The sequence below is a fragment of the Lichenihabitans psoromatis genome (assembly GCF_004323635.1).
Taxonomy (GTDB): domain Bacteria; phylum Pseudomonadota; class Alphaproteobacteria; order Rhizobiales; family Beijerinckiaceae; genus Lichenihabitans; species Lichenihabitans psoromatis.
Genome location: NZ_CP036515.1, coordinates 913,970 through 931,800 on the forward strand (window position 1 = coordinate 913,970; position 17,831 = coordinate 931,800).

17 protein-coding genes and 1 pseudogene are annotated in these 17,831 nt (G+C 63.2%); 10 read left to right on the top strand and 8 right to left on the bottom strand.

What is annotated here, in order from left to right:
• Positions 1 to 7: 7 nt before the first annotated feature.
• From EY713_RS04220 to EY713_RS04230, 3 genes are all read right to left on the bottom strand, one after another.
• On the bottom strand, positions 8 to 568 hold the full coding sequence (locus tag EY713_RS04220; protein ID WP_131113708.1) for an isochorismatase family protein: 561 nt from the start codon (positions 566 to 568) through the stop codon (positions 8 to 10).
• A 57-nt stretch (positions 569 to 625) separates the two neighbouring features.
• The gene (locus tag EY713_RS04225; protein ID WP_131113709.1) at positions 626 to 1,078 is read right to left on the bottom strand and encodes a MarR family winged helix-turn-helix transcriptional regulator; all 453 of its coding nucleotides are present in this window, start codon (positions 1,076 to 1,078) and stop codon (positions 626 to 628) included.
• 317 nt (positions 1,079 to 1,395) lie between these two features.
• Positions 1,396 to 2,415 (bottom strand): LacI family DNA-binding transcriptional regulator, encoded by a 1,020-nt coding sequence (locus EY713_RS04230; protein WP_131113710.1) that lies wholly within the window; start codon positions 2,413 to 2,415, stop codon positions 1,396 to 1,398.
• A gap of 158 nt (positions 2,416 to 2,573) precedes the next feature.
• On the opposite strand from EY713_RS04230, the gene EY713_RS04235 reads away from it, so the two are divergent.
• The 4 genes from EY713_RS04235 to EY713_RS04250 all read left to right on the top strand — a co-directional run bounded on the left by EY713_RS04235 (position 2,574) and on the right by EY713_RS04250 (position 6,931).
• Entirely contained in the window at positions 2,574 to 3,518 is a 945-nt protein-coding gene (locus EY713_RS04235; RefSeq protein WP_245572885.1) for a sugar ABC transporter substrate-binding protein, read from the top strand.
• Between the two features lie 68 nt (positions 3,519 to 3,586).
• Complete coding sequence (locus EY713_RS04240; protein ID WP_245572886.1) at positions 3,587 to 5,092, top strand: sugar ABC transporter ATP-binding protein; 1,506 nt, start codon at positions 3,587 to 3,589, stop codon at positions 5,090 to 5,092.
• A complete protein-coding gene (locus EY713_RS04245; protein WP_131113712.1) occupies positions 5,092 to 6,087 on the top strand; it encodes an ABC transporter permease in 996 nt (331 codons plus the stop codon). Before EY713_RS04240 ends, EY713_RS04245 begins: the two co-directional genes overlap by 1 nt.
• A 4-nt stretch (positions 6,088 to 6,091) precedes the next feature.
• The gene (locus tag EY713_RS04250) at positions 6,092 to 6,931 is read left to right on the top strand and encodes an N-acyl homoserine lactonase family protein (protein ID WP_131113713.1); all 840 of its coding nucleotides are present in this window, start codon (positions 6,092 to 6,094) and stop codon (positions 6,929 to 6,931) included.
• A gap of 820 nt (positions 6,932 to 7,751) precedes the next feature.
• Here the strand turns inward: EY713_RS04250 and EY713_RS04255 are convergent.
• Positions 7,752 to 8,528, bottom strand: coding sequence for an SDR family NAD(P)-dependent oxidoreductase (locus EY713_RS04255; RefSeq protein ID WP_131113714.1), 777 nt, complete (start codon positions 8,526 to 8,528; stop codon positions 7,752 to 7,754).
• Positions 8,529 to 8,708: 180 nt separating this feature from the next.
• Here EY713_RS04255 and EY713_RS04260 point away from each other — a divergent pair, with 180 nt between their 5' ends.
• The 5 genes from EY713_RS04260 (at position 8,709) to EY713_RS04280 (ending at position 14,167) form a co-directional block, all read left to right on the top strand.
• The gene (locus EY713_RS04260; protein WP_131113715.1) at positions 8,709 to 9,809 is read left to right on the top strand and encodes a mannonate dehydratase; all 1,101 of its coding nucleotides are present in this window, start codon (positions 8,709 to 8,711) and stop codon (positions 9,807 to 9,809) included.
• An 82-nt stretch (positions 9,810 to 9,891) separates the two neighbouring features.
• The gene (locus EY713_RS04265; protein ID WP_131113716.1) at positions 9,892 to 10,626 is read left to right on the top strand and encodes a FadR/GntR family transcriptional regulator; all 735 of its coding nucleotides are present in this window, start codon (positions 9,892 to 9,894) and stop codon (positions 10,624 to 10,626) included.
• Between the two features lie 37 nt (positions 10,627 to 10,663).
• Positions 10,664 to 11,626 carry a substrate-binding domain-containing protein gene (locus EY713_RS04270; RefSeq protein ID WP_131113717.1) on the top strand — a complete coding sequence of 321 codons (963 nt, stop codon included), beginning with the start codon at positions 10,664 to 10,666 and terminating at the stop codon, positions 11,624 to 11,626.
• Positions 11,627 to 11,666: 40 nt separating this feature from the next.
• Entirely contained in the window at positions 11,667 to 13,175 is a 1,509-nt protein-coding gene (locus EY713_RS04275) for a sugar ABC transporter ATP-binding protein (RefSeq protein ID WP_131113718.1), read from the top strand.
• Positions 13,172 to 14,167, top strand: a complete 996-nt coding sequence (locus EY713_RS04280) for an ABC transporter permease (protein ID WP_131113719.1) — start codon at positions 13,172 to 13,174, stop codon at positions 14,165 to 14,167. The genes EY713_RS04275 and EY713_RS04280 overlap by 4 nt, the downstream gene beginning before the upstream one ends.
• A gap of 695 nt (positions 14,168 to 14,862) precedes the next feature.
• Here the strand turns inward: EY713_RS04280 and EY713_RS23085 are convergent.
• Positions 14,863 to 15,315 carry a LysR family transcriptional regulator gene (locus EY713_RS23085; protein WP_245572887.1) on the bottom strand — a complete coding sequence of 151 codons (453 nt, stop codon included), beginning with the start codon at positions 15,313 to 15,315 and terminating at the stop codon, positions 14,863 to 14,865.
• A 102-nt stretch (positions 15,316 to 15,417) separates the two neighbouring features.
• Here EY713_RS23085 and EY713_RS04290 point away from each other — a divergent pair, with 102 nt between their 5' ends.
• Positions 15,418 to 16,062, top strand: a complete 645-nt coding sequence (locus EY713_RS04290; RefSeq protein ID WP_245572888.1) for an SDR family NAD(P)-dependent oxidoreductase — start codon at positions 15,418 to 15,420, stop codon at positions 16,060 to 16,062.
• Here the strand turns inward: EY713_RS04290 and EY713_RS04295 are convergent.
• The 3 genes and pseudogenes from EY713_RS04295 to EY713_RS04305 form a co-directional block, all read right to left on the bottom strand.
• Positions 15,972 to 16,160 (bottom strand): annotated as a pseudogene (locus EY713_RS04295) (recombinase family protein); the annotation flags it as partial. The gene EY713_RS04290 and the pseudogene EY713_RS04295 overlap by 91 nt on opposite strands.
• A gap of 92 nt (positions 16,161 to 16,252) precedes the next feature.
• Positions 16,253 to 16,846: a DUF2924 domain-containing protein gene (locus EY713_RS04300; RefSeq protein WP_245572889.1), complete on the bottom strand. Its 594-nt coding sequence runs from the start codon at positions 16,844 to 16,846 to the stop codon at positions 16,253 to 16,255.
• Between the two features lie 10 nt (positions 16,847 to 16,856).
• Positions 16,857 to 17,462 carry a DUF3489 domain-containing protein gene (locus EY713_RS04305; RefSeq protein WP_131113720.1) on the bottom strand — a complete coding sequence of 202 codons (606 nt, stop codon included), beginning with the start codon at positions 17,460 to 17,462 and terminating at the stop codon, positions 16,857 to 16,859.
• Positions 17,463 to 17,831: the final 369 nt, after the last annotated feature.

The window sequence follows — 17,831 nt, forward strand, 5'->3', positions numbered from 1 at the left end:
ATCAGCTTTACCTTGTGCCGAGTAGATCGATGATGTCCTGGGCCGTCCCCATCTCGCCGAGGCGCGGGAAGACGTTCGTCAGGCTATAGTCGTGTGCCTGAGGACGCGCGTCAGTCATGGCGTCAATGGCGAGGGTGACGTTAAAGCCTTGCTCGTAGGCCTGGCGCGCGGTCGCCTCCACGCCTGTTCCGGTCGCCACGCCGATGACGACGACTTGGGTGACGCCCAGCGCCCGGAGGCGGTCTTCCAGGTCGGTGCTCGCGAACGCGCCCCAGGTCCGTTTGGTTACTCGGATGTCGCTGGGCTGCGGATTGAGCTCCGCTATGATGTCGGTCCAGTCCGCGGGAGGCTCGCCCGTGAGCCGCGGCGGCTGCTCGGTGCGCCCTGGCGCGACGCCGGCGACATTGACGAGCACGATCGGTAGGCCGCGTCGACGGAAGGCGTCGGTCAGGGCCCGCGCTCGATCGACGATGTCGCCGATGGGATGTACGAAGGGATAACCGATCATTCCCTTCTGCAGGTCGATGATGAGGAGCGCGGTCTTCGGATCGAGCGTGGTGAGTGACATGGAGAAGTCCTCTTCAGGCATCTGTTTTTTTAGTGCACCGGTTGAGAGCCAGGGCGGTCAGTCGTCGACCAGCCTTTTGAGCAGCTCGACCGCTTTGGCGACGTCCACCTGCTGCTGCGTCGAAAGGCGGGCCTGGATGGTGCGCGCAAGCCAGTCCTGCCGCGCCGCACGGCCCTCCTGTATCCAACCCAGGCAAGTGTCTGTGAGCGATAGAACGGTTTGCCTGCCGTCATTCGGGTCCGGCGCGCCCGTGACGAAACCGGCGTCTTGCAAGGCGATGATGACGGGACGGACGGATTGGGCGCGCATGCCTTCTGCTCGTGCCAGGCTCGAGGCGGTGGCCGGCCCATCCGTTTCCAGGCGTAGGAGAATAGAAGCTTGAGATGGGGTCAGCTGCCCGACATTGGCCTGCTCTCGCAGCCGGCGCTTCAGCTTGCTCAGCAGCGTGCGGAGATCCTGCGCCAAGACCGACGCCTGCGTTTCAGAAAGATCATCGGGGGCGGCGTTCATGCCCAGAAGTTAGCATATTTACAGCCAACTGTAAAGTTTACCTGTCTAAATTCGGCTGAGTGCCAAGCGGCAGCTAAACTGGCCGGCGGCGAAGTCCTCGTTGCGCATCTACGCGATGCCCCGCAGACGGACGATCCAAGTTGCTGATTAGGGTGGACTCCGGTCTGATCGTTTATCGATCTTGAAGGTCCACAATCTGGCCGCGCCTCAACGTCAGCTACCGGCGCATAGCTGAGTCTGCTATTGCCCAGTGCGCTTAGCTAGACAGCCGCACTAATTGCCATTTTAACTCATTCCAGTCGGTTTTAAGCTTTGCTTTATCGGGCGGAGTCTTTTTGCGGGGTACAGCTTTCGCCGAGGATCAGGGCTGGTTGGAAAACAACATGACGGGGTGGCCCCCCGCTACCCCTGGTCATTCGATCGACGAGAAGGCGTAAGGCCTCATTCGTCATGTCGATCACCGGGTGTTCGGTGCGGGTCAGGCGGGGCCGAAGAGCCCCAATCCCCGGGATCGTGTCGGTCGAGGCGATCGAAATGTCGTCAGGGCATTTGAGCCCGAGGTCGGCCAGAGCCCGCATGACGCCTAGCGCCATGACACCACTCGCGGCGTAAAGGGCGGTGGGCCGGTCCGGACGATCGATGATCTCACGAGCGACCGAATAGGCGACGTCCTCGCGGAACTCGCCAGAGCGGACGTGTTCGGGGCGAGGCACCAGACCGCGTGCTGCCATCGCGTCCTGCAGCCCTTCCAGGCGTCCGCGCCCGGTCGTCAGATGGGGAGGCCCCGTGATGGTACCGATCGCGCGGTGACCGAGGTCGAGAAGATAGTTGGTGACTTGCCGCGCGGCCGACACGTTGTCGATTGTCACGCTATCGGAGCGGCCATCGTCGGCGAGACGCCCGAACTGAACCATCGGGATCGCATGGCCGTCGGGGTCACGCAGGTCGCCCCGGACAGTGCTGTCCACCGGGACCAGCAAAATCCCATCACACGAGAGCGCACGGATGCGGGCCAGGATCCGACGCTCTTTATCGGGCTTCTCGTCGCTATTGAAGATCACCAGAGAGTAGCCCCATGCCGCGACGGCGGCTTCGGCCGAGCACACGACCCTGGCGAAGAATGGATTGGCGAGGTCGGACACCACGAGGGCGATCAACTGACTGCGACCCGACTTCAGATTGCGGGCAGCTGATGAAGGCGCATAGGCGAGGCTTGCGATCGCCGCGGTGACGCGCGCGCGCAGCTCGGGGCTGACGAAGGCGCTTTCGTTGACCACCGCCGAGACGGTTGCGGTCGATACATTTGCGGCCTTGGCGACATCTTTGATCGTAGCCAAACAATCTCTCAGCTAATCGGTTCGCTCGCAGACTGGACAATCCACCACCGCAAGTCCAGGCTTTCCGTCTACTTCCTCTTGCAACGAGCGCATATTTCCGCAAGACTATCGAAACGATTAGATTAAGTTCGCTCAAGGCGACGGCGCGGGAGGGTGCAGTGCAGAACATAACAGTGATGGGTTTGATCGCCGGTTTAGCCATCACGGGCGGCATCGCCCATGCGGCCGACCAGCCGCTACTCGGCATCGTGTCGATCTCTGCGGTCGAGGCCAACAACGCGCGCTACATCGCGGGCGCGACGGCGGCCGCCAAGGAGGACGGCATGGCCGTCTCGGTCATCGATGCGGCCGGCAGCGCCGACCAGGCGAACTCGGCCATCCAGAACTTCGCAGGCCGAGGCGCTGCGGCGATCGTCGATATGGTGTTCCCGTGGTCCTCCATCGGGGCGGGTCTTGCGGCCGCCAAGGATGCTGGAGTGCCTGTGGTGACATGGGGCGGCGGGCTTGGCGGGTCGGTGGCGGCCACCAATGGGTCGGGTGCGCCGATCGCGCAGCCGGTCATCGACAAGATGGTCGCTGACATGGGCGGGAAAGGCGACCTTCTGGCGCTGACCTATCGCACCGGAGAGGTGTGTCGCAACCGCGAGACGTTGCTCGACCAGGTCCTCACCAAGGATCCGGACATTAAGGTCACCAAGAACGAAGTTCGCATTCCTGGCTATTTCGAGGATGGCGCGCAATACGCCAACGCTTGGCTGGCGTCGCATCCGGCAGGCGAGGGTAAGCAGGCTATCTGGGGCTGTTGGGACGATCCGGCCATCGGCGCCATCGGCGCCCTGCGCCAGCAGAGCCGCGACGATGTCCTCGTGTACGGCGTAAACGGCAACGCGCAGGCGATCGAGAATATCAAGAACGGCCACATGACCGCGACCGCCTGGGAGGACAGCTACAAGGAAGGCTACCAGATGGTGAAGTTGCTGAAAGACATCAAAACTGCCGGCGCCGGATGGACCGCGAAGGCAGTCGAGGTCCCGGCCGTCCTGGTGACCAAGGACACGGTGGAGCAGTTCGTCAAGGCGCATCCTGACGCCACGGGCCAATAGAGCGCCGGGGCTTCATGGCGGGATCGGCAGCAGCCGCAGTGGCGAAGTATTCAACGACCGCACCGTTGGTGAGCGCAGAGGGTATCGCTAAAGCATATGGCGGTGTTCAGGCCCTCAATGGGGTGTCGCTTTCGCTGTATCCCGGCGAGGTTCATGGGCTCGTCGGCGCCAACGGCGCCGGCAAGTCGACCCTCATTCGCGTGCTGGCCGGACTGGTGCAGCCGGATGCGGGGACCATTCGCTACGAGGGGCAGCCGGTCACAATCCCGACTCCCCAAGCGGCAGGCGCGCTCGGGATGAATTTCATTCATCAGGAGCTCGCCTTCGTGCCCAGCATGAGCGTCGTGCAGAACATGATGCTCGGCCTCCCTAAGAAGACTCGCTTCGGGCTGATCGACTGGCGGGCCGTAGCCCGGGACGTCGCGCCCGTGGCCGCCAAAGTCGGCATCACGGCGCCGTTGTTCGCCAATGTAAAGGGCCTGTCCACCGCCGAGAACTGGTTGATCAACATCACCCGGGCGTTGATCCGCCACGCCCGGCTCATTGTCATGGACGAGCCGACTGCCTCTTTGTCGGCAAGCGAGAGCGAAAAGCTTTTCAGCATCGTCGAGGAGCTCGCCCGTTCGGGCGTGGCTATTCTCTACGTCTCGCACCGGCTCGACGAGGTTCTACGGCTCTGTCACCGCGCGACGGCGTTCCGTGATGGGCTGTCGGTCGCGACGATCGACAAGCCCAACCTGACCCGCGCCGCACTCGTGCGCGCCATCGTGGGGCGACAAGTCGAACGCTTGGTCAAGACAGCAAGCGTGCCATCGCGGGAAACACCGGTGCTGAGCGTCCGCGATCTTGCGCGGTACCCGCGCGTGAAGGGGGTCAGTTTCAACCTCCACCGGGGCGAAGTGCTGGGTATCGGCGGTCTGGTGGGCGCCGGCCGCACCGAACTCGCCCGCCTCATCTACGGCGCCGATCGCAGCGATGCCGGATCCATGACGCTGGAGGGCCGCCCCTTCGCGCCGCACTCGCCGGCCGCTGCCGTCAAGGCGGGGCTTGGGCTCGTGCCCGAAGAGCGGCGGGCCGAGGGGCTGCTGCTGACCAAAAGCGTCGCCTTCAACCTGCAACTCGCCAACCTGGCTCGCATCGTCCGTCATCGGGCCCTGCCGCTGATCGACGGTCGGCGGCGCACCGCACTGTCTTTTGAAATTGTGCGCGATCTCGCGGTCAAGACCCCGTCGGTCGAGACCCCAGTCGGTCGGCTCAGCGGGGGCAACCAGCAGAAGGTGGTGATCGGGCGCTGGCTGCTACGCGGCCCCAAGGTGCTAATCCTCGACGAGCCGACGCGGGGCGTCGACATCGGGGCGCGGGGCGAAATCCACCGGCTGATCCGCGATCTGGCCACCAAGGGCATGGCGGTGCTGGTTATCTCGTCCGAGCCGGATGAGTTGCCCGACCTTTGCGACCGTGTGCTGGTCATGGCGGAAGGCCGCATCGTGCGCGAACTCGATGGCGACGCGGTCAGCCGCAATGCAATCATCGAAGCCAGCTACGCCGAACCCGTTTTTGCAGGACCTTCGTGATGAGCGCCATCGTGACTTCCAACCGCCGCCTATCGCCCGGTGCCAAGGCGTCGCTGGGGTTCTTCGCCCGTTACGCCACGATCCTGGGGCTTTGCGCCATGATCGTCGCCTTCTCGGTGCTGTCGCCCCGCGCGTTCCCGACCATCAACAACTTTACCAACGTCCTGAACCAGGCCTCCCTCGCAATGATCATCGCGGCTGGGCTGACGCTCGCGGTCGTGGTCGGTGAACTCGATCTGTCGATCGGCTTCGCGGCCAGCCTCCATGGCATCCTGGTCACAGGACTCATCGTCTCGAGCAAGCTGCCGATCCCGCTCGCGGTGCTGATCGTGCTCCTTGCCGGCGCGCTCATCGGCCTCGTCAACGGGCTGATCGTCACCAAGATCCGGGTCAATTCGGTGATCGCGACGCTCGGGGTCGGCACCATCCTGACCGGCCTTGCCTTCGCGTATTCGGCGGGTGTGCCGATCGTCGCGGGTGTCCCCGAGGCCTTCCTGCAGCTGTCGCTCGGCCGCTGGCTGTTCGGTATTCCCAATAACATCGTGGTGGTGGTCGTTATCGTGGGCGGGCTTTGGGTGCTGGTCGAGCGCACCGCGCTGGGCCAGGAGATTCAGGCAGTCGGGGGCAATCCGGCGGCCGCGCGCCTTGCCGGGATCGACGTCGACCACATCAAGATCCTCGGCTTCATGATCTCCGGCACCTGCGCGGCGCTGACCGGCATCCTGCTCGCCTCGCGCCTGGGCAGCGGTACCGCGAGCGCCGCCGACAGCTACCTTTTGACGGCTTTCGCGGCGGTGTTCCTCGGATCGGCCACCTTGCGGGATGGCGACTTCCACGTTCTGGGCACGCTGATCGGTGCTCTCATCATCGCGTTCGGATTCAACGGGCTGAACATTTTCGGGGCGCCGACCTTCTCGCAATACATGCTGCAGGGCGCCATCCTCATCGTCGCCGTGGGCCTGTCGAGCCTCGGCCGCTCCATCGCAGAGAGTTGAAGCCATGAGCGAACCATCCTCCCTCTGGGACGTCCAGGTCATCGAATTCGCCCGTTCGCGACAGCAGCGGATGGTAGGGCTGATCCATGGCGCGTCATTCGACGAAGTGCATGACCTGCCCTTCTCCTTCGTGCTGGCGCGCCGGGCGGATAGAATCGTGCTGTGCGACACCGGCTTCATGCGCGAGGGCAGCGGCGAAGCGATCGCGATCAAGTTCGACGTGCCGTACTGGATCTCCCCGCTGCGCATGCTGGCCGAGATAGGCGTCGGCCCCGACGACGTCACGGACATCGTTCTCAGCCACGCGCATTTCGACCATATGGGATCGATCGGCAAATTCCCAAAAGCGCGCCTCCACATCCAAAAGCGGGAGATCCTGAGTTGGCACGAGGCCTTGGCGCTGCCGCCGGCCTTCGGCTTCCTTACCGAAATCATCAATCCCGATGATCTGCGTCATGCATTTAATGCGGCGGTGGAGCATCGCCTTAATCTCGTCGACGGCGATGTCGATGATCTGCTCCCCGGCCTTCACGTGCGGCTCGGGGAGGGCCACACCATGGGCCAGCAGTTCATTATCCTCGAAACCGCCCGGGGCAGCCTCGTCGTGTCAGGCGATTGCGTCTATTCGAGCCGCAACATCTGCGGCCACGACCACAGCGGCGTCTACGTGCCCCTGACAAATGCCATCGGCTCCGCTTGGGACCAGCTCAAGACGATCGATCGCATCAACAAGGCCATCAAAGGCGATCTCGACCGCCTGATCATCCTGCATGATGTAGAACGATGGAAAGGGCGCCCCGTGATCAAAGAGATCGAGGGGTTCCGGATTGTGCAGGCATCCTGACGCAAGGCGGCGTGATCAGTGGGCAAAGGCAATCCACTGCTTCGGTCAAGCTGACCTTTGCAGGGAGACGAAAGTCTTTCGGTCAAACGATGGCAGAGGTGTCCTAAACAATGCCGGGTGGGCGAGGGTCATATATTCTGCCCATGGCGATTGAGATCGCGCTGTTCACGGTGTGATCCCCTAACATCCACGCCCTGCGGTCGATCAGTTCCTCCCGGACAGAACGGAACCTCCGGAGCTTCTACAAACCGCAGAAACGATGACAGTGGGCGGAGACAAAATGTACGGAGTCGGGCAAGTCCTCAATATCTTTTCCTGGCGCATCCTAGCCGAAAAGCGGAAAGGCCTTTTTGAGAAAGAGAACCAAGAAAGCGCCGTCTCAGCGGTGACCAGTAATTTCGGGAACATGGCAAAGATCGCATCCAGATTGCGCTCCTCTTTCGACCTCGAAAGCAAGACTCGGAATGTCGTTGCGACGCGCCGCAGCCATGAAAGCGTGCAACATAGACGGTCCCTACCCCCCCGCCGCTCAGCTTTTTGGCTGACACTCTTGGTCCGCTGAGTTCAAACCTTTCTCATGGAGCACGCATCTGGCTCAAGACGAGTTGGTTGGGTGAAATGACCACCAAGGTAACAGCTCGATGCTCTGGCGTCCGGCAGTTGCACGATGTCATAGTAGGTCCTGCCTCAAAATGTGATGTCACGCAGCAATGAGGAAGCGCACTATGCGAGAGTGCCTGACACCGCTCGCTAGATAAAGTGTTACCGGCCGTCACCGTGAGCCGAAGGCCGGCGGCCGCGATCGTATAAACGGATCGAGTTATCGGACCCCGATGCCCGCTGTCAGGCCACCATCGATCAGATAGTCGCCGCCTGTGCAGAAGCCGGCGCGCGGGCCAGCCAGGAAGACGATCATCTCGGCCACTTCCTCGGCTTCGGCGATCCGGCCGAGCGGGTGGGCGTCCCCGAACCGGCGGAACACCGCCTCGATATCAACATCCGGGCCGTCGAAATGCCGCGCCGCCATCGCCAGCATGGGGGTTCGCACCGAGCCGGGGCTGACAGAATTGACCCGGATGTTGTCGAATGCGTGATCGAGCGCCATGGCGCGCGTCAGCGCGTGGATCGCGCCCTTGGTGGCCACATAGGCGGCAACGCCCTGCTGGCAGGCGTGACCTTGGACGGAGGCCAGGTTGACGATAGAGCCCCCGCCGCGTTTGCGAAGGGCAGGAATACCGAAATGGCCGGTGAGGTAGATCGAGCCAACATTGACGGATAGGCACCTCGTCCATGTCGCAACATCGGTCTCGACAACCGTGCCGAAGGGATGGATGGCGGCCGCGTTCACAATGATGTCAATGCCGCCGAAGCGCTCGACGGTGTCCGCGACACAGCCCTCGACCTCAGCCGGCACCGCCATGTCGGCCCGCCGAACCACGGCATCGGGGATTCTGGCGACGAGGGCCGCGTTGGCGGCCTCATCAATGCCGCAGGCGAGGACACGCGCCCCGAGATTGACCAGACGAACGCATGTCGCGGCTGCCACCCCCGACGTGCCGGTAACCAACGCGATCTTGCCCTCCATCTCCCGTACCATCGCTCACTCCCTCATTCGCTATATCGTTGGACCACGCCGGCGTAGCCAACAGTCACTTGACGATAATGTACCTATAGAACCGACCCTCAGCAATGGACCAAACGGCGTTGACAGATTTTGGTCCAACAAATACCTTCGAGACACTCGGGCTGAGGGTCGAGATTCGGGAGATGCGCGTCCATGAAACTGGGCTTCGGGCTGTACCGTCACATGCTGGATGACGCGCATTTCGCCTTCGCCCGGCAATGCGGCGCAACCCACATCGTCGTGCATATGTGCGACTACTTCCGCGGCAACGACCAGACCACACGTGCCGACCAGCCGGTCGGCGACGGATCTGGGTGGGGCATCGCCGAGGGACGCGTGTGGGCGGTCGACGAACTCGTCGCCATCCGCGATGCGATGGCGCACCATGATCTGATCTTTTACGCGGTCGAGAATTTCGACCCTGCCTTGTGGTCCGATATTCTGTTCGGTGGACCGCGCCGCGATGCCCAGATGGAGGGCGTGAAACAGCTTATTCGCAATGTAGGGGCGGCGGGCATTCAGGTGTTCGGCTATAATTTTAGCCTCGCGGGCGTTGCAGGGCGCGTCACCTCCAACGGCGCCCGCGGCGGTGCGCCCTCGGTCGGACTGGACGGGCTCAACACCGTGACGCAGAGTCCAGTGCCCGCCAGCATGGCCTGGAACATGGTGGTCGACCCAGCAGCAGAGGGGGTTCGTGCCACTGTCCCCGCAGAGGCGCTTTGGGCAAACCTGCAATGGTTTTTGGACCGCATCCTGCCCGTCGCCGAGGAGGCCGGCGTCCGCATGGCCGCGCATCCGGACGACCCGCCACTCCCGATGGTTCGCCAGCAGCCTCGGCTGGTCTACCAGCCGCATCTTTATCAGCGCCTGCTTGATCTCGGAAGCAGCCGCGCCAATGCGCTCGAATTCTGCGTCGGCACCGTCGCCGAAATGGCCGAGGGTGACGTCTACGAGACAGTCGCCCGGCATGCCCGCCAGGGAACCATCGCCTATGTGCACCTACGCAACGTACGCGGTCGTGTCCCCCATTATCACGAGACCTTCATCGACGAGGGAGACATCGACGTCCCCCGCGTGATCGAGCTGCTACGCGAGGCGGAGTTCGACGGCGTCGTCATACCGGACCACGCGCCGCAGATGAGCTGCGGCGCCCCCTGGCACGCCGGCATGGCCTTTGCTATGGGCTACCTGAACGCCCTCATCAGACCGGGCATCGCGACCCCGCCGTCGCGCGTCGTGGAGACTCGGCCGTGACCGCCGCGCTCGGACGCTCCCGCCCGGTGCTGGACGGCGACAGGATCACCGTCCGCATGGTCCAGCGGTCCGGAATCGTGTGATGGCGGTCGCGAGACTTGCCTTGCCGGCCTCGCTCGTCGTCCCGCACGGGACGACCGTCGACGTTCTGGTCCAGAGAATCCGCGCATTGATCCGGGATCGTGGCCTGGGGGTCGGCGATCCGTTGCCCACCGAGCGCGAGCTCGGCGATTATCTCTCCGCAAGCCGCAACACCGTGCGCGAGGCCCTGCGAACGCTTAAGACCTATGGGCTAATCGATGTGCGCCCGAAGGTCGGGGCCGTCATTGTCGACCGAGGCGTGGCGGCGGCCTTCGACCTTCTGTCGGCCAACATGGACGTGTCGCTCGAGACCTTTGCGGACGTGCAAGGCTTCCGTCGGATCGTCGAGGTCGGCATCGGCGATGCCGTAATGACGGTCGGAGCGGCGGACCTCGATCAGCTCGAGGAACTGAATGCGACGATGCGAGTCGCACGCGGCATCGAGGCGGCAGCCGAGGCCGATTTCCACTTCCACAGCGCCCTGATCGGCCTCGCCAATAATCGCACGCTCGACGAGATCTATCGCTTTCTCAAGCCGGCCGTGCTGCGCCTCATGCTACTCGGCAAGTCGCGGAGGCCGGTGATCGACGGCACCTTTCAGGAGCACGACGGCATCGTGCAGGCGGTGCGGCGGCGCGATCGCACGGCCTACGCCTACCTGGTCAGCCGTCACCTCGAATACGGCGCGCAGTTCATCAGCGCGACGGACACGGTCGCCGAACCAATCGGCGACTGAACGCAGAAAACAACACGATCGGGAGAGGACAACTTTCATGACGAGGACATTCAAACATATCGCAGGTGCCGCTATCATTGCGGCCGGCATGATGGCCACTTCTGCCATAGCGGCGGAACTGCCCACGATCGGCGGGATCGTGTTCCAGCAAGACCAGTATTTCCGTGGAATCCAGCTCGGCCTGCAGGCCGGCGCCAAAGACCACGCGATTCTGCTGCAGGGCAATTCGGAGTCGAAGGCCGAGAAAGAAGCGACGCTGGTCGACACCTTCGTGGCGCGTGGCGCAAAGGCCATCGTGATCGCGCCGATCAGTGCCAAGGCCTCGGTGAAAGCCCTACAGCGCGCTAACGACAAGGGTGTCAAGATCGTGCTCTACGGCACCCACATGGACGCCGACTTCCCAGTCGCGTTCATCGGCACGTCGGACAGCGACATCGGGATGGGTTCGGGCAAGATCGCGGCAAAGTTCATCAAGGACAAGCTTGGCGGCAAGGCCAATCTCGGCATCCTGGCGTTCCGCTCGCAACTTGCCGAGCAGAGTGACGCACGCACCAACGGCTTCCTTGCCGCTGCCAAGGAGGGCACCACCATCACCACCGTGGCGCAGCAGGACGGATTTCTGGCAGAAAAGGCTGTCGCGGTTGCAAGCGACCTCATGACCGCTCATCCCGAGATCAACGTGATCTATGCGGCCAACGAGGGCGGCACGGTTGGGGCCGTCCAGGCCGTGCGGCGGGCCGGTAAGCAAGGCAAGGTCTTCGTGTTCGGCACCGACGGATCCGAGCAACTTGCCAACTTCCTGCTCGACCCCGACGGTGTGCTGATCGCGACGACCGCGCAGCAGCCAGTCGAGGTCGGCAAGGATGCAATTCAGACCGCACTCCAGGCTATCGACGGCAAGCCGGTCGACAAGCAGGTCCTGGTTCCGGCCCTGCCGCTCGCCCGAGACGACAAGGCCGGCATCGAGGCCTTCCTGGCCAGCGCCAAGTCGGTGCAGTGAAGGCGGCCTCGCGCCAAGCCGCTCTCGCCATGGCCCATCCATGACCCTGGGCGCCATCGAGCTCGACGGCATCGCCAAGGCCTATGGGCCGACCTTGGCGCTGGCGCCGTTCACCCACAGGTTCGAACCCGGCCGCGTGCATGCTCTGATGGGCAAGAACGGGTCGGGCAAATCGACCCTCATCAAGATCCTGGCCGGGGCGGTGCAGCCCACCCTCGGTCGGCTGACCATCAGCGGGCATCCGGTGGCGTTCGACAGTCCCAGCGACGCTTTTACGGCCGGCATCGTCACGGTCCATCAGGAATTGTCGCTCGTTCCCATACTGTCGGTTGGCGAAAACATCTACCTGGGGCGTCTGCCGCAGCGACGCATCCTAGGCCGCAGCGTGGTCGACTGGCCGCGCATCCACGCCGATGCCACGCGCCTGTTGCACGGCATGGGCCTCGACATCGATTCCAAGGCCCCCGTAGGCTCGCTCAGCGTTGGCCAGCAGCAAGTTGTGGAGATCGTCAAGGCGATGTCCTACTCGCCCGCCATCCTGCTCCTCGACGAGCCGACGTCCGCGCTCGCCTCGCGCGAGGTCGACCTCCTGTTCGAGCTGGTTCGGCGGCTGCGCAGCGATGGCGTGACCATGATCTACATCACGCACCGCATGAACGAACTGTTCGAGATCGCCGACACCTGCACGGTGCTGCGGGACGGAAAGTTCATCGGTACCACCGAGATGGCGGCCACGACCCCCGAGGGGATCGTCGAGATGATGTTCGGCAATGTCGCCCGCGCGGTGCGGCCTCCGCGTCGGACTGCCACATCGGGGGTGCCTGTTCTTGAAGTACGCGGCCTGACGCGCGTAGGGGCCTTTGCGGACGTATCCTTCGACCTCCATCGTGGCGAGGTGCTGGGCTTCGCTGGTCTCCTCGGCGCGGGCCGCACAGAGGTTTTGCGGGCGGCCTTCGGCGCCGATCGCTTCGATACAGGCCGTATTTTGGTGGAAGGCCAGGAGGTCCGACGCCCCTCGCTCCGCCGTATGAAGGCTCTCGGTGTCGGCTACACGCCCGAGAACCGCAAGGAGGCGGGGCTCGTTCAGGCCCGGTCGGTACACGACAACCTCTGTCTCGCCAGCCTCGGACGCATCGCCCATCACGGTTTCATCGACCGCGCGCGCGAACAGCCCTTCGTCGACCGACAGATTCAGGGGCTCGCCATCAAGGTGCCGAACGCCCTGCTGCCGGTGTCATCGCTCTCGGGCGGTAATCAGCAAAAGATCGTCATCGGCAACTGGCTCAATACGCAACCCAAGGTCATGTTTTTCGACGAGCCCAGCCGCGGCATCGATGTGCAGTCCAAGCAACAGATTTTCGACATTATGTGGCGGGAGGCCGACAAGGGCCTGTCCTCGATTTTCGTGTCGAGCGAGCCCGAGGAGCTGCTGGAGGTCGCTGATCGTATCCTGGTCATGCGGCTCGGACGCATTGTGGCCGAGGTGTTCCCCGGTGCGATCACGCTCGCCGGCCTTTATCGCCTTTGCATGGAAGGACACCCGACATGAGCGACACCGCCCGTCCCGTGGCGCGGCCGCGCCGGCACATGGGCACCACCATGCTCAAGATCTACACGATGGAGGCGATCCTGCTCGTCATCGTCGCGGTCCTCGTCATCTTCGCGCCCGGCTTCGCCTCGCTCGGCAATTTCTTCAACGTGCTGCGCACCGTCTCGATGCTCGGCATCATCGCGTTCGGCATGACGGCGGTCATCATCGCTGGCGAGATCGACCTTTCGGTCGGGGCCGCCGTGGCGCTGGCGGGATGCGTGGTCGCCTGGTTTTCAGGTGCCCTGTCGATGCACATCGGCTCGGTGGCGGCGGTGGCCATCGGCGTGCTGGTCGCCATGACAATCGGCTTCCTGACGGGAGTCTTCACCGGCAGCATGCGCCGCTGGTTCAACGTGCCGACCTTCATCACGACGCTCGCGCTCTTCACCGCGCTGCGGGGCGCCGCGAACCTTATCACGGGTGGCTTCCCGCTGACCGACCTGCCCGACTGGTTTGGGTTTCTCGGCGCAGGCGACCTATTTGGCGTCCCCTTCCCGGTCTACGTCTTCCTCACCGTTTTCGTGCTGATGCACCTGCTCATGACGTTCACGAGCTTCGGCCGCGCCGTCTATGCGGTGGGTGGCAATGCCGAGGCCGCTCGCCTGTCGGGCATCGACGTCTTCTTCGTCAAGACCATGACGCTCGCCATGACCGGGGTGCTCACCGCCGTTACCGGAACGCTCATCGCCTCGCAGATCGGGTCGGGCACCGGCAACACGGCGACCGGAATGGAACTCGACGTGATCGCCGCGACGATCATCGGGGGGACCAGCCTGTTCGGCGGCAAGGGCCGCGTCTGGGGTACTTTGCTCGGCGTGCTGCTGCTGGGCTGCATCACCAACGGGATGACGCTGCTCGATGTCTCCGAATACTGGCAATATGTCGTGCGTGGCGCCATCATCCTCGGCGCGGTCCTGTTGAACCAAGTGTTGGACACGGCGGATCGTTAAGCCTGTCGCATGAGACGGCGCCGGAGCCCCATGGAATTTCGCCCGCGAGCCTGAAACTCGGCGACCTGGATTGCCGACAATCGCGATCCCGTCTCATCGTGAACGCGGCAGCCGCAGCGATCGACTCGGCATTGGATGCGATGGGATCACACGTATCATGTCCCATCAGATCGCGGCCAACGTCGCGGCGGGGCCGCTGTTGCTGCTTCTGTTGGTCTACGAATCGCCGTAGATCCCGGTCCACCTCGTCATGCAAGCGTCGCGCTTCAAAGCAGACCGCGTTTTCCGAATTATCGTCTGCTACTTTACAGAAACAGCTCGCGAGCCTGCTCGTACATTTCGAGCACTTCGTCGATTAGAAAAACGGTTAGTCGGATTATTTCTGTCGCGCCTGCGGGTCAGCATGAACACCTCCTTGCTCGGAGGTACCCGGCCAAGGTGGCAAGGCCTCAACACAGGGTCGCTGCGGCCGATATAATGAAGGATAGCGGCGAGTCCGACTCCGGATCGCGCAGCAATCGATTGGGCAAATTGGTCGGTTGTGCGAAAAGCTAAACGGAGGCTCGAGAAGTGTCGCCCCAACCAGACCGCTTCGGGCAAATACCGATTCGCCTCGTCGAACCCGATGAAGACCGGATCGGCCCCCGCTTCGATGGAGCGACAGGCTTCCTCTGTTCCATAGAACCGGTAACCAGTCACAAGAGAAAGCGCCAACACGTCGCCATCCCCAAATCGCCTGAAGCGGATGGCCTTATCCGCCTCATGCCGCTCCAAGCTGATGGACGGTGGTTTGCGGCCAGTTCAATATCGAGTTTTGCAAATCGCGCCGCCAATACCGCGACGCGTGAGGCTAGGAAGCCGTTCAACATCGCGGGCGATGTGTTGATCCGCAGCAAGCCGGCAGGTGCTCCATTCGACATGCCGCGACCCAGAATCTGCGCCGCATGTTCCATGTCGCTCGCCGCTTCCAGCGCATTCGTCCCCGCTGACGTAAGGACATAACCTTCGGGTCGCCGCTCGACGAGCTTGTCTCCGAGACTCTCCTCGAGAGACCGGAGTCGGCGTGAGATCGTGGAGTGGTTCATTGCCAGCGTTCGTGCCGCAGCAGACAGACTGCCGTGGCGCGCGAGCGCCAGGAAGATCCGCACGTCCCGCCAGTCGATCTATGTGCGTTTCTGATCAGCCATTGATCAAAGATAGCGAATTTCCTGGCCTACGAAACCGCCTTAGAGACTGGCGACAACAGAACCTTGAAGGAAGATGCAGCAATGGCAGAAATTAAAAAGCTCGCGATCGTCACCGGCGCCTCTCAGGGGCTGGGTGAAGGCATCGTGAGGGGATTCCGTGCCCTCGGCTACGGCGTCGTCGCCACTTCCCGCTCGATCCGCTCCTCGACCGATCCGGATTTGATAACTGTTGCCGGCGACATCGGCGATGCTGCCACCGGCAAGCGCGTTGTCGCGGCAGCCCTCGAGAAGTTCGGTCGCATCGACACACTGGTGAACAATGCGGGCGTCTTCATCGGCAAACCCTTCACCGACTATACAGAGGACGACTATCGTCTCGTTTTGAAGACCAATCTCGATGGCTTCTTCTTCATCACCCAACAGTTCATTCCTGTGATGCTCAAGCAGGGAACTGATCATGTTATCCAGATCACGGCGTCAACCGCCGAGTTCGCCAGCTCGCGCTTTCCGTCGGGCCTAGCCATGCTGACGATGGGCGGCCTCAATGCGGCAACTCGCGCCCTTGCGATCGAATATGTGAAACAAGGCATCCGCGTGAACGCCGTCGCGCCGGGCGTCATCAAGACGCCGACCGCCGGACGCTCAAGGCTGCCGCCCGAGAAGCCGCCGTCGTCATACAAATCCCGAAGGAGGCGCCAGCCCTCATAGGCCTGACTCTTGACATAGGCTTCGGCGGCCTCGCGCTGGTTGTCGAGCGAGTTGAATTCCTGCTCGAGCCCGTTCTCGGTCGATTTGCGGGTGTAGATGGCGCAGCGGAGCGGCTTGGGAGCCCCTCCCCTGTCTCCGCTCGCAAGCGGCTGCTGGTCGCGACCATGGCGGGCGTGAGTGCTGTGGATGCTCACAATGCGCCTGCCTTATGGCTCGGCACGATGAGTGTCTCAGAACTTGCGCTCGACGCACCAGGCTTATCGCGCAAACCGAAGAACCGCGGGCCGTTCCAGCGCGTGCCCGTGATGGCGCGGGCCACTTCAGAAAGGCTCGTATAGCGGTTGCTTTCCCACGTGAAGCCATCGGCCACCACAAGGACCCGATGCATCGTCCCGAGATGTTCGCGCACCAGCAGCGTTCCGGGTTTAAGACCCCGGATCGGCGGCACCGGTGGTACCGTGGGCACCGCTTTGGCGCTGCGTTTTTCCGCGGCGTCGCGCTGACGGGCGTTGGCCTTGGCGATCTTGTCGAGAAAGCGCACCGCCTCGGGATCAAGGTCACCCAAGACCTTGGCCTGCAGGCGATAGGCTAGCAGGCGCAGCAGCAGCGGCCGGGTCAGGGTGGCAGGAGCTGGGCAGCGTAGCCGCTGCCGCCAGCGGCTGCGGAGGTTGTGAAGGTCGAGATCATGCAGGGACGCGATCTCTCGGCCGAGAGCGGTGTCAGGGTCCGTCGGCGCAAGGTTGGACATCGGTTCAGGGCAGATCATGGAGGGCTTAGCCAGCATCGGCATGGCCTCACGCGGCGCCGCTTGCCGGGCACATGCGCGCAACAAGCACGCGCGTCGTAAGCCGGTAGCAGGTTACACCAGACGCAGTGCGGTCCTTGTCGAGATGGTGCCCCTTCTTGCGCAGACCGGTCAGCGCCGCCCGGACCGTATGCGGCAGCCATCCGGTTGCGACCATGATGGCCGCAACGGTCGTACCCTCGTCCCGCCGCAGCATATCGACCAACATGGCTTGCTTCGTTCCGGGCCAGAGCTGCGAGCGGGTAATTTGAACGGGAGAGGCCTGATCTCCTCCGCAATCAGTATCACCCGCCGCGGCATCCGACGTCGTCAGCTCGCCACCCTCTGGTGAAGATTCAAGCGCATCTTCAGCGATGCCCAGCGCCGCCAACCCGGCAGCCGTGATACGAAGTCCGACCGCCTCGCCCACCTCGGTCACCGACCAGTGCGGTTGGTCCGGCTTGACCAAGGCGTGCTCGGCCAAACCGGCTGCAGTAAGCCGCGTGACCAGCCTTTCGAGTGCCTTGCCGAACAGCCGTTCAGGGCGAACAAGAAGGTGTTGGTCGTGCTGGGCTGCAGCGCTCAACAGCACCAGCTGGGTGTCGGATAGCGTCATCGTTAAGTTCCTTTGTCGCACGGGACGACCCTCGCGGCCGCCACCAGCACGACCCCGCGAACCAGGGTCAGCAGGGCAGGAACCCGCCGCTTCGATCAGCAGCTTGGGTCCGAGCAGTTCCGCTCCAATCCGAGCTGAAGTCCACTCCTGTTCGGCGCATGAGCGATGATTCTGGATGTGCTGAGCTTGCGGGACGCGAACCTTGGTCTCCGCAACCGCGCAAACCGGTCTCCAAACGAGGACCAGCGTTCGGCTCGGAAAGCCCAACAGGCAACCCGGAGAAATAGCCTTAAAGCAGGCCTCTTAACGGCCGGTATTTGGGCCCCAGAGAGAGCAGCGGCACGAAGCCATTTCGCCCAAGGTCCTGAT

Excerpts from the sequence above, each read along its gene's own strand:
- EY713_RS04220 (WP_131113708.1), bottom strand. The coding sequence starts at position 568 with ATGTCACTCACCACGCTCGATCCGAAGACCGCGCTCCTCATCATCGAC.
- EY713_RS04225 (WP_131113709.1), bottom strand. The coding sequence starts at position 1,078 with ATGAACGCCGCCCCCGATGATCTTTCTGAAACGCAGGCGTCGGTCTTG.
- EY713_RS04245 (WP_131113712.1), top strand. The coding sequence starts at position 5,092 with ATGAGCGCCATCGTGACTTCCAACCGCCGCCTATCGCCCGGTGCCAAG.
- EY713_RS04250 (WP_131113713.1), top strand. The coding sequence starts at position 6,092 with ATGAGCGAACCATCCTCCCTCTGGGACGTCCAGGTCATCGAATTCGCC.
- EY713_RS04255 (WP_131113714.1), bottom strand. The coding sequence starts at position 8,528 with ATGGTACGGGAGATGGAGGGCAAGATCGCGTTGGTTACCGGCACGTCG.
- EY713_RS04260 (WP_131113715.1), top strand. The coding sequence starts at position 8,709 with ATGAAACTGGGCTTCGGGCTGTACCGTCACATGCTGGATGACGCGCAT.
- EY713_RS04265 (WP_131113716.1), top strand. The coding sequence starts at position 9,892 with ATGGCGGTCGCGAGACTTGCCTTGCCGGCCTCGCTCGTCGTCCCGCAC.
- EY713_RS04270 (WP_131113717.1), top strand. The coding sequence starts at position 10,664 with ATGACGAGGACATTCAAACATATCGCAGGTGCCGCTATCATTGCGGCC.
- EY713_RS04275 (WP_131113718.1), top strand. The coding sequence starts at position 11,667 with ATGACCCTGGGCGCCATCGAGCTCGACGGCATCGCCAAGGCCTATGGG.
- EY713_RS04280 (WP_131113719.1), top strand. The coding sequence starts at position 13,172 with ATGAGCGACACCGCCCGTCCCGTGGCGCGGCCGCGCCGGCACATGGGC.
- EY713_RS04300 (WP_245572889.1), bottom strand. The coding sequence starts at position 16,846 with ATGCTGGCTAAGCCCTCCATGATCTGCCCTGAACCGATGTCCAACCTT.
- EY713_RS04305 (WP_131113720.1), bottom strand. The coding sequence starts at position 17,462 with ATGACGCTATCCGACACCCAGCTGGTGCTGTTGAGCGCTGCAGCCCAG.